Source organism: Kitasatospora sp. NBC_01302 (assembly GCF_035976515.1).
Taxonomy (GTDB): Bacteria; Actinomycetota; Actinomycetes; order Streptomycetales; family Streptomycetaceae; genus Kitasatospora.
This window is the reverse complement of the sequence record NZ_CP108404.1, coordinates 6,713,329-6,725,240: the sequence shown is the minus strand read 5'-3', so window position 1 is coordinate 6,725,240 and position 11,912 is coordinate 6,713,329. Positions and strand designations below refer to the sequence as shown.

Here is an 11,912-nt window from a genome sequence, read left to right as displayed (position 1 = left end):
TCTCAGGGCTTCCAGTCGACGGGCAGGTTGGGTGCCGCGCTGCCGCTCGGCGGCACCTGGAGGGTCTTGAGGGTGAACTCCATCACCTGCTTGAAGACCGGACCGCAGAGCTGGCCACCGAAGTGGCCGTTGACCGGGTTCTGGATCACGCAGGAGACCGTGACCCGGGGCGCGTCGGCGGGCGCGAAGCCGATGAAGGAGGCGGTGTAGCCGTTGTACTTGCCGGTCTTGGGGTCCACCCGGTTGGCGGTGCCGGTCTTGCCGGCCACCCGGTAGCCCGGGATCTGGGCGGCATTGCCGGTGCCCTGCTCGTCGGTGACCACCGACTCCAGCATCTCGCTCACGGTCTTGGCCGTCTCCGGCTTGACCACCCGGGTCTGCGCGGGCGCGGCGGCGGGGGTGTAGCGGCCGTCCGGGCCGGTCACCCCGGCCACCAGGCTGGGCGCCACCCGGACGCCGCCGTTGGCGATGGTGGAGAAGACCGAGGTGGCCTGCAGCGCGTTGACGGACAGGCCCTGGCCGAACGGGATGGTGTACTGCTGCGAACCCTTCCAGTCGGCCGGGTTGGCCAGGATGCCGCGGGTCTCGCCGGGGAAGCCGAGGCCGCTGGGCTGCCCGATGCCGAACTTCTGCAGGTAGGAGCCGAGGATCTGGTTCGACTGCTGCTGGTCCTTGCCCAGGTGCTCGGCGGCCTCGATGGTGCCGATGTTGGAGGACTTGGCGAGCACCCCGGCCAGGGTCAGGTACCAGGTGTCGTGGTCGACGTCGTCGTGGAAGACCCGGTCGGCGCGCTGCAGGGTGCCGGGGACGGTCACGTGGCTGTCCCAGTCGGCGCTGCCGGTGTCCAGCACGGCGGACATGGTCATCAGCTTCGCGGTGCTGCCCGGCTCGTAGGCGTCCTGCAGGGCCGGGTTGCCGAGCTGGTCGGCGCTGGCGGTGCTCAGGTCGTTGGGGTTGAAGCCGGGCGAGGTGGCCATGGCCAGGACCTGACCGCTCTTCACGTCCTGGACGATCACGTAGCCGCTCGAAGCGCCGGCCGCGCTCACCTGGTCGGTGATCGCCCGCTGGGCGGCCCACTGGATGTCCTGGTCGATGGTCAGGCGCACGTCGCTGCCCGGCACCGCGTCCTGCTGGGTGGTGCCGCTGCCGGTGGGGATCGGCTGGCCGCCGGAGACCGCCGAGGTGCGGTGCCCGGCCTTGCCGGCCAGCAGGTTCTGGTACTGCAGCTCCAGGCCGCCGGCCCCGGTGCCCTCGCTGTTGACGAAGCCGACCAGGTTGGAGGCCAGCCCGTTGGCCGGGTAGACCCGGCTGGAGGTCTCCTTGGAGAAGATCCCCTCCAACGGGTTGGCGCAGGCGTCGTCGATGCTGGTGCGGCCGCCCTGGCCGGCCGGCTTGCCGGCCTGCTGCTTCTGGGCCCGGCAGGTCTTGGTGTCGACCTTCTTGGTGAGCGCGGTCTGCAGGTCCATGATCTGGTTGCGGGTCTGCGGGCTCTGCTGCGGGGCCACCGTGATGCCCTTGGTCCTGGGCGTGCGCAGCTTGGCGATCACCTTGTCCCGGGGCATGTTCAGGATCGGCGCCAGCAGGTCCGCGGCCTGCTCGGGGCCGTCGGGGATGTGCAGTGCCTCGGGGGTGAACATGGTCGGGTCCGCGGTGATGTCGTAGGCGTCCACCGTGGTGGCCAGCGCCACGCCGTCTGCGGTCGTTATCGAGCCGCGGGTCGCGGGGAGCGTGACCTCGACGTAGCGGTAGGTGCTGGCGTCGGCGGCCAGCGCGCTGGAGTCGACCAGCTGGATCTGCACCAGGCGCCCGGCGAAGATCGAGAAGACCACGGCCAGCGCGATGGTGACCACCCGCAGCCGGCGCCGGGGGTCGGCCAGCGTGAGCCGGCGCACCTGCGGGCGGGCGGCGGGCCGACGGGCGGGGGCCGGGCGCTTGGCGGGCGCCGGTCGCCGGGCGGGCGGGCGGGCGGCGGTCCGGGCCGCGCCCGACGGCTTGGCGGCGGCCTTCGGCGGCTGCTCGCCCGGCCGGCGCGGCCGTTCGCCCGTGCGGCGCTGCTGGGGGGCGGCGGGCCGCTCACGGCGCTCGCCTGGGTTGCTGGGGCGGCGTGGGGTGCTCATCGGGGGCTTCCGCTCGGGCTCGGACTGGGAGTTGCGCTGGCGCCGGGGCTCTGGCTCGGCTGCGGGCCGACCGGGTCGACCCGCAGCGATCCCTCGGCAGTGGCCGCCGGATCGGCTGCCCCGCCCGCCGCGGCCGAACCGGCGGGGGCCGGGGCGGCGGCCGGCGCGGGCGCCGAGGGCCCGGCGGCCGGCCACAGGTCGGCGCCGGAGCGCTTGACCGGCGGGCTGTCCTTGGCGGGCCCGGGGCTGCCGAGCACCTTGCCGTCGTCCTGCAGGAAGGCCGGGTCCCCACCGGGCACCATGCCGAGCTGGCGGGCACTGCGCTCCAGCGCGTCGGGGGCCGCGGCGTGGTCGATCTGCTGCTGCAGGCTCTGCTGCTGGTCGGTCAGGGTGTTGGTCTGCTTCTGCAGCTTGGTCAGCTCGAACGAGCCCTCGTTGAGCGCCGTGTTCAGCATCAGCAGTCCGAGCAGCCCGGAGGCCAGCAGCAGCACCATCAGCACCGCGAACGGCATCCGCCCGCGCCCGCCGCGCGGCAGGCGCCCGGGGCGCACGGTGATCCTGGCGCGTCCCGGCTGCCCGGGCAGCAGCCTGCCCCGCTGGTCGCTGCCGGCCGCCTGCACCCTGTTCTCCCGGTTCACCTTCACACCCTCGCCCGTCCTCGCCCCCCGTACGGCCTTGGGTCCGGTCAGGACCTAGCCCCGGGTCTTCGTACTCCGGATCCTCTCCGCCACCCGCAGCCGCACGGGCGCGGCGCGCCGGTTCTCCTCGATCTCCGCCTCGGTGGCCAGTTCGGCACCGCGGGTGATCAGCTTGAGCCAGGGCTGGTGCTCCTCGGGGATGAACGGCAGCCCGGGTGGTGCGGTGCTGGTGGCGCCGGCCGCGAAGTACTGCTTGACCAGCCGGTCCTCCAGGGACTGATAGGACATCACGGCGATCCGCCCGCCGAGCGCCAGCACCCCGAGCGCGTTCGGGATGGCCCGGTCGAGCACCTCCAGCTCGCCGTTGACCTCGATCCGCAGCGCCTGGAAGGTCCGCTTGGCCGGGTTGCCGCCGGTGCGCCGGGTCGCCGCCGGGATCGCGTTGCGTACCAACTCCACCAGACGCGCGCTGTTGCTGAACGGTTCCTTCTCGCGCTCCCGCACGATCACCGAGGCGATCTTGCCGGCGAACCGCTCCTCGCCGTAGACCTTGAGGATCCGGGCCAGCTGGCCGTGGGTGTAGGTGTTGAGCACCTCGGCCGCGCTCAGCCCGCGGCTCTGGTCCATCCGCATGTCCAGCGGGGCGTCCTGGGCGTAGGCGAAGCCGCGCTCGGCCTCGTCCAGCTGCATCGAGGAGACGCCGAGGTCGAAGAGCTGGCCCTGGACCTCGCCGATGCCGAGGTCGGCCAGCACCTCGGGGATCTCGTCGTAGACGGCGTGCACCAGGGTGGCCCGCTCGCCGAACGGCGCCAGCCGCTCGCCGGACAGTCGCAGCGCCACCGGGTCGCGGTCCACCGCGACCAGGCGGACCTCGGGGAACTGACGCAGCAGCGCCTCGCTGTGCCCGCCCAGACCCAGGGTGGCGTCCACCACCACGGCACCGGGGGCGCTGATCGCCGGGGCCAGCGCGTCCATGCAGCGTTGCAGCATGACCGGGACGTGCTTGGGTTCCGGTGTGCCAGTGGCCATGCGCGGGGGCGCCTTTCCTCGGTGCGGGTGCCGCCCGTCAGCCGCCTGCGGGCGCCGGGAGCCGTGATCCGCCCCATTCTCGCCCACAACACCGGCGCTCCCGGACGCCGCCCGGGGTCCCCGCCCGCTCGCTGGGGGGAAGGCGCTACCGCCCGGCGCCGGGGAAGGTGCGTCAGGTGGCACGGAGCGGGAGGAGGCCGCGGGCCGCGTACGGACCGTCAGACTACCGTCCGCGCCCCTGGCGTCGACTTGCGCCACGCGCACCCCTATGCGCTCCATCACACCGGCCGACGGATCGGACACCGGGCCCACCACGCCCACTCAATTCCTACTAACGTCACACCTATGACAGTGACCCCAGACGGTATCTCGCCCGCCGGCCCCACTGCCTCGGCCGTCGAGACGATCATCGATCGCTTCGTCACCGCCAACCGCGCCTACGCCGAAGGCTTCGAGGACGGCGGCATGGACGCCCGCCCGGTGCAGAAGGTCACCGTGGTGGCCTGCATGGACGCGCGTCTCGACCTGTTCGCCGCGCTCGGTCTCGAACTCGGCGACGCCCATGTGATCCGCAACGCCGGCGGCGTGGTGACCGACGACACCATCCGCTCGCTGACCATCAGCCAGCGTGCGCTCGGCACCCGGTCGGTCGCGCTGATCCACCACACCGGCTGCGGCCTGCTCGGCCTGACCGAGGACTTCCGCCACGAGCTGGAGCTGGAGGTGGGACAGCGCCCCCAGTGGGCGGTGGAGTCCTTCGTCGACCTGGACGGCGACGTGCGCCAGTCCATGCAGCGGGTGCGCACCTCACCGTTCCTGCCGTACACGGACGATGTGCGCGGCTTCGTCTTCGACGTGCACACCGGCCTGCTGCGCGAGGTGCACTGACCCCGGCTCCGACCCGCCCGCGTCCGCCCCGTCGCCCCATCGGGTGACTTCTGGCCGCCGCTCAGGGAAGAATGCGGCTGCGGACCGGCATCTCGACCACCGGAGACGGTCCGCCCGCGAGCCCAACCCCGAGCTTCGATCGGACCCTGATCCGAACCGGGCCCTGGCCGCGTCTGACCGGGTGGGGCCGGTTCCGGTTCAACGGACCGGTGTGAGCAGGGGCGAGGAGCGAACGGGTGACGACCTACAACGAGCAGGCCGGTCTCGACAGGCACGGGGACATCCCGCGGTCTGCGGCGGCGGTCCCGATGGGACCGGTGGGCCTGCCCGAGTTGAGCGCGGTCATCGAGCGGGTCCGGTCCTCGGTCGAGAGCGTGATCGAGGGCAAGCCGGAGGCGGTGCGCCTGGCACTGACCGTGATGCTGGCCGAGGGGCACCTGCTGCTGGAGGACGTGCCGGGCGTCGGCAAGACCATGCTGGCCAAGGCGCTGGCCCGGTCGGTGGACTGCACGGTGCGCCGCATCCAGTTCACCCCCGACCTGCTGCCCTCGGACGTCACCGGCACCAACGTCTTCGACCAGCAGCGGATGGACTTCGAGTTCCGGCCCGGCGCGATCTTCGCGCAGATCGTGGTCGGCGACGAGATCAACCGGGCCTCGCCCAAGACCCAGTCGGCGCTGCTGGAGTCGATGGCCGAGCGGCAGGTCACCATCGACGGCACCACCTACGAGCTGCCGCTGCCGTTCATGGTGGTGGCCACCCAGAACCCGGTGGAGATGGAGGGCACCTACCCGCTGCCCGAGGCCCAGCGGGACCGCTTCATGGCCCGGATCTCGATCGGCTACCCGAGCCCCGAGGCCGAGCTGGCGATGCTGGACTCGCACGGCGCCAGCTCCCCGCTGGAGGACCTGCAGCCGGTCGCGCACGCGGACGACATCCTCAAGCTGATCGACGTGGTGCGCACCGTGCACGTGGCCGAGAGCATCCGCCGCTACGCGGTCGACCTGGTCACCGCCACCCGCCAGTCGCCCGAGCTGCGCCTGGGCGCCTCCCCGCGGGCCACCCTGCACCTGATCCGGGCCGCCCGCGCGGCGGCGGCGCTGGCCGGACGCGAGTACGTGCTCCCCGACGACCTGCAGGCGCTGGCCGTGCCGATCCTGGCGCACCGCCTGCTGCCCACCGCCGAGGCGCAGCTGAGCCGGCGCAGCGCCGAGCAGATCGTCGCCGAGCTGGTCACCCGGGTGCCGATCCCGCACCCGCAGGGTCCGGGCGCCGGCGGCCTGGGTCGGCGGTCCTGAGGTGGCGCCAGCCGGTGAACCGTCCGGCTTCCGTGCCGGGATGCGCGGCCTGACCACCCGCGGCCGCTCCTTCCTCGCCGCCGGTGTGACCGCGGTGGTCTGCTCCTACCTGCTGGGCCAGAACGCGCTGCTGCGGGTCGGCATGCTGCTGGCCGCGCTGCCGCTGGCCGCCGTGCTGCTGATGCTGCGCACCCGCTACCGGGTGGCCAGCGGGCGCCGGCTCACCCCGCACCGGGCAACCGCCGGCCAGGAGGCGCGGGTGCACCTGCGGGTGGACAACATCTCGCGCACCCCCACCGGCCTGCTGATGCTGGAGGACAGGGTCCCCTACGTGCTCGGCCCGCGCCCGCGCTTCGTGCTCGACCGGGTCGAGCCGCGCGGCTTCCGCGAGGTCTCCTACCGGGTCCGCTCCGACCTGCGCGGCCGCTACCCGCTCGGCCCGCTCCAGCTGCGGCTGAGCGACCCGTTCGGGATGGTCGAGCTGACCCGGGCGTTCACCGCCTCGGACACCCTCACCGTGGTTCCCCAGGTGCAGGCGCTGCCGCCGGTGCGGCTGTCCGGCGAGTGGGCCGGCTACGGCGACAGCGTGTCCCGCGCGGTGGCGCTGGCCGGCGACGACGACACCGTGCCGCGCGAGTACCGGCACGGCGACGACCTGCGCCGGGTGCACTGGAAGTCCACCGCCAAGTACGGCGAGCTCATGGTGCGCCGGGAGGAGCAGCCGCTGCGCGCCCGCGCCACCGTGCTGCTCGACACCCGCGAGAGCGGGCACCGGGGCAGCGGCCCCGCCTCGTCCTTCGAATGGGCGGTCAGCTGCGCGGCCTCGGTCGGCAACCACCTGATGGAACGCGGCTACCAGACCCGGCTGCTGACCGACAGCGGCATCCAGGTCCCCGGGACCAGCGCCGGGGGCAGCGGCTCGGTGAGCGAGTCGGTCGGGCTGCTGCTCGACTCGCTGGCCGTACTGGAGCACTCCCAGGGCAGCGGGCTGGCCCGCGCCGAGGAGGTGCTGCGGCTGGGCGGCGAGGGGCTGGTGGTGGCGATCCTCGGCACGCTGGAGGACGGACAGGTGGCCGAGCTCGGCCGACTGCGGCGCCGCGCGGGGGCGGCGATCGCCTTCGTGCTGGACACCGCGACCTGGGCCGGCCTGCGCCAGCTCTTCCCGGACAGCGCGTCCGAGGAGTACGACCGGCAGCTGCGGCTGCTGCGCGAGGCCGGCTGGACCGTGCTGCCCGTCCGGGCCGGGGACTCGGTGCCCGAGCTGTGGCGACTGGCGGACCGGCACCAGGCCCAGGCCGGCAGCGGCCGGGGCGCGAAGGGGGTGGGCGCGTGACCACGCGCGCAAGACTGACCTTGTACGCGGCGCTGGCCACCGCGCTGGCGATGCTGGGCCTGACCCCGCTGCTGCGCCCGGCCGGCTGGGTGCAGCCCGCCGTCCTGCTGATCCTGGCGGTCGCCCTGATCGGCGCCGGGCTGCGCCGGCTGGCGGCGCCGCGCCCGTTGATCGTGCTGGCCCAGCTGGTCGTGGTCTGCTACCTGCTGCTGCTCGGCTCGGTGCACCCGAGCTTCACCGCCGGGGTGCTGCCCGGTCCGGGCACCGTGGCGGCCTTCAACGACCTGCTCACCTCCGCCGGCAACGACATCAGCGCCTACGCCATCCCGGCCCCGGCCAGCACGGGCCTGCGGTTCCTGCTGGTCGCCTCGGTGGCCCTGGTGGCGGTCGCGGTGGACGCGCTGGCGGTCACCTACCGCAAGGCGGCGCCGGCCGGCCTGCCGCTGCTGGCCCTCTACTCGGTGGGCACCGGCCTGGCCGGTTCCCAGGACGGCGCCACCTGGCTCTGGTTCCTGGCGGCCGGTGGCGGCTACCTGATGCTGCTCTTCGCCGAGGGCCGCGACCGGCTCTCCCGCTGGGGCCGGGTCTTCCGCGGCTCCGGCTCCCCGGAGAGCCGCGACGGGCTGCCCACCGGTGGCCACCGGATCGGGCTGATAGCGCTGGTCTGCGCGCTGGTGCTGCCGGTGCTGGCGCCCAACTGGGACCTCAGCCTGGTCAACGGCGGCTTCGGCGACAACGGCTCCGGCTCGGGCAACGGCAGCATCAACGCGCTCAACCCGGTGGTCTCGCTGACCGACGGGCTGCGCCGCCCGGACAACCAGGAGCTGATCGAGTACCACGGCGACGACCCGGCGCTGGCCACCACCTACCTGCGGATCACCGCGCTGGACGAGTTCAACGGCGTCGAGTGGAAGCCGGGCAACCAGCCGGCCGAGGTGGTCCCCAGCACCGTGCCGCGGCCCGACGGGCTCTCCAGCGACGTCACGGCCCCCCCGATGGAGACCCAGATCCAGGTGTCCAGCAGCCTGAGCACCGACTGGCTGCCGGCGCCCTACCCGATCAGCCGGGTCGACGCGCCGGGCAACTGGCGCTACGAGCCGGAGGTCGGCGCGGTGATCGGCGACCGGGGCCAGAAGGCCACCGGCCTGAACTACTCGGTGACCTCGCTGACCGTCATGCCGACCGCCGACCAGCTGCGCGCGGCACCGCCGGCGCCCAGCTCGATCACCAGTCGCTACACCCAGCTGCCCAGCAACCTGCCGCCGGTGGTCAAGCAACTGGCCCAGCAGGTCACCAACGGCAGGAGCTCGGACTACGACAAGGCGGTGGCGCTGCAGGACTGGTTCACCACCAGCGGCGGCTTCGTCTACAGCTCCTCGGTGGACCCGGGCACCGGGCCGAACGCGATCGCCACCTTCCTGCAGGACCGCAAGGGCTTCTGCGTGCACTTCGCGGCCACCATGGCCGCGATGGCCCGCACGCTGGGCATCCCGGCCCGGGTGGCGGTGGGCTTCGCGCCCGGCGCCGACCAGGGCAACGGGAACTACGTGGTGGGCAGCAAGGACTACCACGCCTGGCCCGAGCTCTACTTCTCCGGCGCCGGGTGGATGCGCTTCGAGCCGACCCCGAGCCGCGGGGTGGCGCCGGACTACAGCGGGCCGCAGGTCGCGCCGAGCCAGAGCGTCCCCACCGCGCAGCCCTCCGCCCGGGCCGACGCCCCGGCGCAGTCGGCGCCCTCGGCCGACTCCAGCTGTGCGGGGCCGACCCGCAAGCAGGGCGGTTGCGGCCAGCAGGAACCGCAGCAGCTGCCGACGGCGGCGGCGCCCGCCGCAAGCGGACCGTCCGGGCAGGTGCTGGCGCTGATCGGCGCCGTTGCGGCCGTGCTGCTCCTGCTGCTGTCGCCCATGCTCTGGCGGACCAGGCTGCGCCGGCGCCGGTTGGGCGGCGGCCGGCGCGGGCCCGGCGGCCCCGGCGGGCAGCTCACCGACGAGCAGGTGCTGGCGGCCTGGGCGGAGCTGATCGACACCGCCTGGGACCTGGGCATCCCGCCCGACCAGGCGCACAGCCCGCGGCACACCGGGGAGCGGATCAGCCAGGCGGCCGAGCTGGACGAGCCGGGCCGGGCCGCGGTGGGCCGGGTGGCGCTGGCCACCGAGCAGGTGCTGTACGCCCGGGCGGCCGGCCCGCAGCCCTCGCTGGGGTCCGACGTGCGCGCGGTGCACCAGCGCCTGCGGAACTCGGCCGGGCGGGGGAAGCGGCTGCGTGCGCTGCTGCTGCCGCCCTCGGCGGTACGGCTCGTCTGGCGGCTGGCGGACCGGCTGCTGTCGGCGCGGCTGCGCGGGCAGGCCGCCGGGCGGCGCCTGACCGGCGTGCTCGGACGTCCGTTGCGCCGGCTGCGGCGCTCCGGGCAGGACTAGGGCCAGAGCCGGTCCAGGGCCTGGGGCCCCGGACCGGCGGGGCACGACAGCAGGTGGGCGGGTGATCCTCTCGGATCACCCGCCCACCTGCTGCGTTCGGTTGACTTCGCGCGCCCGGTTCGTACCGCCCGGCTTGCCCCGGCCGACCTGCCTAGAGACCGTCGTGCTCGTCCCGGCGGCGCTGCCAGCGCTGTTCCATCCGGTCCATCACGCCGGCCTTGCGCCGGACCGGCGGGGCCGCCCGCAGACCGGGGCCCGGCCCGACCACGGGGTTCTTGCGCCAGCCCGCCACCGCGACCAGCGCGCAGCCGAGCATCACCAGGAAGCCGATCACGCTCAGCCAGATGAGCTGCGGCTGGATGATCATGCCTCCCATCAGGAGGGCCACTCCGACCACAAACCCCGCCGCGGCCAGGTACACCCGCCGGCGGGTGTGTGTGCGCAGCCCGGTTCCCTCAAGCGCCGTCGCGAACTTGGGATCTTCGGCGTACAGCGCTCGCTCCATCTGATCGAGCAGTCGCTGCTCGTGCTCCGAGAGCGGCACGGAGTCCTCCTACTCGTCGGTCGCGGGGCGACCGGTCCGCCACCTGGCCTTGTTGTGGTCCATATGCCCCATGCGTCAGGCCGTCATGCGTTCTGGCTTTACCCAGATCATACGGTCCGTCGACGGGTTACGGGGTGGGCGGCGGCCGGTCGTGTCCGCCACATCCGCCCCTCCCCACCACCAGGGAAACGCGCGTGGTGGCCGTCGAGTGCCCGCCCAGGTGAACCGGGGCCCCGGCGGGCTCAGCCGAGGTGGGCGAGCAGGTGCAGCTGGGTGGCGACGGCGTGGAAGGCGGGCTGCTGGGCAGCGGCCTCCTCCAGCTTGAGCAGTGCCTCCATGGCACCCGGCTCGGTGTCCACCAGGACGCCGGGCACCAGGTCGGCGAAGACCCGCACGCCGTGCACCGAGGCCACCTGCAGGCCGCTGTCGGCGGCCAGCTCGTGCAGCTCCGCGGCGGTGAAGCGGCGCGGCATCGGGTCACCGGCGCCCCAGCGGCCGTCGGGGGCGTCCAGCACGGTGCGGGCCTCGTCGAAGTGGCCGGCCAGCGCGCGGGCCAGCACGGCGCCGTTGCGGTTGGCGGCCAGCAGGCTGACCAGGCCGCCCTTGTGCAGGGTGGCGGTCAGGTGGCCGAGCGCCTCGGCGGGGTCGTCGACCACCTCGAGGACACCGTGGCAGAGCACCGCGTCCACCGAGGCGGGGGCGATCACCTCGGGCAGCGTCTGGGTGTCGCCCTGCACCGCGCGGACCAGGTCGGTCACCCCGGCCTCGGCCGCCCGGCGTTCGAGGGCGAAGAGCGCGTCGGGGCTGGGGTCCACCACCGTGACGCGGTGGCCGAGGCGCGCCACCGGCACGGCGAAGTTGCCCGTCCCGCCACCGGTGTCCAGCACGTCCAGCACCGGCTGGTCCAGCTCGCTGGCGCGGCGCTCCAGCGCCGCCCTGACCACCTCCCAGACCACGGCGGTGCGCAGGGCGCTGCGAGGACGCGTCGGGTACAAGGGTCGTCTCCTTCAGGAGGCCGGCGGCTCAGTCGCTCTCGATCCTATTGCCTCCCAGCTGCAGGACTCGCTCGACCAAGCGGACGAAGAGGGCGGCGTTGCGGATCAGGTCGTCGGCGTCGCGGGCCGAGGCCGCGCCGGGCACCCCGGCCTCCGCGGCCGAGCGCTTGGCGGCCCCGGCGGCGAAGTAGAGCGCCCACTCGGCGAGCTCGGGGGCCACCTCGGGCAGCACCTCCCAGGCACTGCGTATGGCCTTGCGCCGGCGCGGGTTCTTCTCGGGGCGGCCCCGCACCGCGAGCACCGCGGCGGTGGTGCGCAGCGCGGCCAGGTGCGCGGTGGCGTAGCGCTCCAGGGGGTCCTGGGCGGCGGCGGCCCGGAGCAGGGTGCGGTGGGCCTGGGCGAGCAGGTCGCGGGCGGCGGGCGGGGCACCGGCCTTGAGCAGCACCGGGTGCACGTCGACGGAGCGCAGCGGGAGCTGGCCCCCGGCCTGCGGCCGGGACGTGCCCCCATGGAGGTCGGCGACGGTCATGGTCTCTCCCCCGGTCCAGAGCGGGCGGTGCGGGCCGGTCGACCCGTCCACCGCCATGCTCGCGCCCGGCACTGACAATCCGGCCCGGCGCCCGACCGGCGCCGGTGGACCGGGCGCCGCTCGC

At 74.2% G+C, this 11,912-nt stretch carries 10 protein-coding genes; 4 read left to right on the top strand and 6 right to left on the bottom strand.

The annotated features are described in order from the left end of the window. Positions 1-2: 2 nt before the first annotated feature. Genes OG294_RS29545 through rsmH form a run of 3 tightly spaced genes read right to left on the bottom strand, consistent with a single transcriptional unit; the run spans position 3 to position 3,784 of the window. Complete coding sequence (locus OG294_RS29545; RefSeq protein ID WP_327069593.1) at positions 3-2,117, bottom strand: peptidoglycan D,D-transpeptidase FtsI family protein; 2,115 nt, start codon at positions 2,115-2,117, stop codon at positions 3-5. After that, positions 2,114-2,755 carry a cell division protein FtsL gene (locus OG294_RS29540; RefSeq protein ID WP_327069592.1) on the bottom strand — a complete coding sequence of 214 codons (642 nt, stop codon included), beginning with the start codon at positions 2,753-2,755 and terminating at the stop codon, positions 2,114-2,116. Before OG294_RS29540 ends, OG294_RS29545 begins: the two co-directional genes overlap by 4 nt. 54 nt (positions 2,756-2,809) lie before the next feature. Next, a complete protein-coding gene (gene rsmH, locus OG294_RS29535) occupies positions 2,810-3,784 on the bottom strand; it encodes a 16S rRNA (cytosine(1402)-N(4))-methyltransferase RsmH (RefSeq protein ID WP_327069591.1) in 975 nt (324 codons plus the stop codon). A gap of 345 nt (positions 3,785-4,129) precedes the next feature. On the opposite strand from rsmH, the gene OG294_RS29530 reads away from it, so the two are divergent. From OG294_RS29530 to OG294_RS29515, 4 genes are all read left to right on the top strand, one after another. Continuing rightward, on the top strand, positions 4,130-4,672 hold the full coding sequence (locus OG294_RS29530; protein WP_327069590.1) for a beta-class carbonic anhydrase: 543 nt from the start codon (positions 4,130-4,132) through the stop codon (positions 4,670-4,672). A 308-nt stretch (positions 4,673-4,980) separates the two neighbouring features. Next, a complete protein-coding gene (locus tag OG294_RS29525; protein WP_327071712.1) occupies positions 4,981-5,970 on the top strand; it encodes an AAA family ATPase in 990 nt (329 codons plus the stop codon). Between the two features lie 40 nt (positions 5,971-6,010). Further along, on the top strand, positions 6,011-7,303 hold the full coding sequence (locus OG294_RS29520) for a DUF58 domain-containing protein (protein ID WP_327069589.1): 1,293 nt from the start codon (positions 6,011-6,013) through the stop codon (positions 7,301-7,303). Continuing rightward, positions 7,300-9,720 carry a transglutaminase family protein gene (locus OG294_RS29515; RefSeq protein ID WP_327069588.1) on the top strand — a complete coding sequence of 807 codons (2,421 nt, stop codon included), beginning with the start codon at positions 7,300-7,302 and terminating at the stop codon, positions 9,718-9,720. The genes OG294_RS29520 and OG294_RS29515 overlap by 4 nt, the downstream gene beginning before the upstream one ends. Before the next feature lie 151 nt (positions 9,721-9,871). Here the strand turns inward: OG294_RS29515 and OG294_RS29510 are convergent, their stop codons facing one another. From OG294_RS29510 to OG294_RS29500, 3 genes are all read right to left on the bottom strand, one after another. Then, positions 9,872-10,264 (bottom strand): DUF3040 domain-containing protein, encoded by a 393-nt coding sequence (locus OG294_RS29510; protein ID WP_327069587.1) that lies wholly within the window; start codon positions 10,262-10,264, stop codon positions 9,872-9,874. A 242-nt stretch (positions 10,265-10,506) separates the two neighbouring features. Next, positions 10,507-11,259: a methyltransferase domain-containing protein gene (locus OG294_RS29505; RefSeq protein ID WP_327069586.1), complete on the bottom strand. Its 753-nt coding sequence runs from the start codon at positions 11,257-11,259 to the stop codon at positions 10,507-10,509. 28 nt (positions 11,260-11,287) lie between these two features. After that, positions 11,288-11,845 (bottom strand): SAV_6107 family HEPN domain-containing protein, encoded by a 558-nt coding sequence (locus OG294_RS29500; protein WP_442789369.1) that lies wholly within the window; start codon positions 11,843-11,845, stop codon positions 11,288-11,290. Between the last annotated feature and the right edge of the window lie 67 nt (positions 11,846-11,912).

Excerpts from the sequence above, each read along its gene's own strand:
- OG294_RS29545 (WP_327069593.1), bottom strand. The coding sequence starts at position 2,117 with ATGAGCACCCCACGCCGCCCCAGCAACCCAGGCGAGCGCCGTGAGCGG.
- rsmH (WP_327069591.1), bottom strand. The coding sequence starts at position 3,784 with ATGGCCACTGGCACACCGGAACCCAAGCACGTCCCGGTCATGCTGCAA.
- OG294_RS29530 (WP_327069590.1), top strand. The coding sequence starts at position 4,130 with ATGACAGTGACCCCAGACGGTATCTCGCCCGCCGGCCCCACTGCCTCG.
- OG294_RS29525 (WP_327071712.1), top strand. The coding sequence starts at position 4,981 with ATGGGACCGGTGGGCCTGCCCGAGTTGAGCGCGGTCATCGAGCGGGTC.
- OG294_RS29520 (WP_327069589.1), top strand. The coding sequence starts at position 6,011 with ATGCGCGGCCTGACCACCCGCGGCCGCTCCTTCCTCGCCGCCGGTGTG.
- OG294_RS29500 (WP_442789369.1), bottom strand. The coding sequence starts at position 11,845 with ATGGCGGTGGACGGGTCGACCGGCCCGCACCGCCCGCTCTGGACCGGG.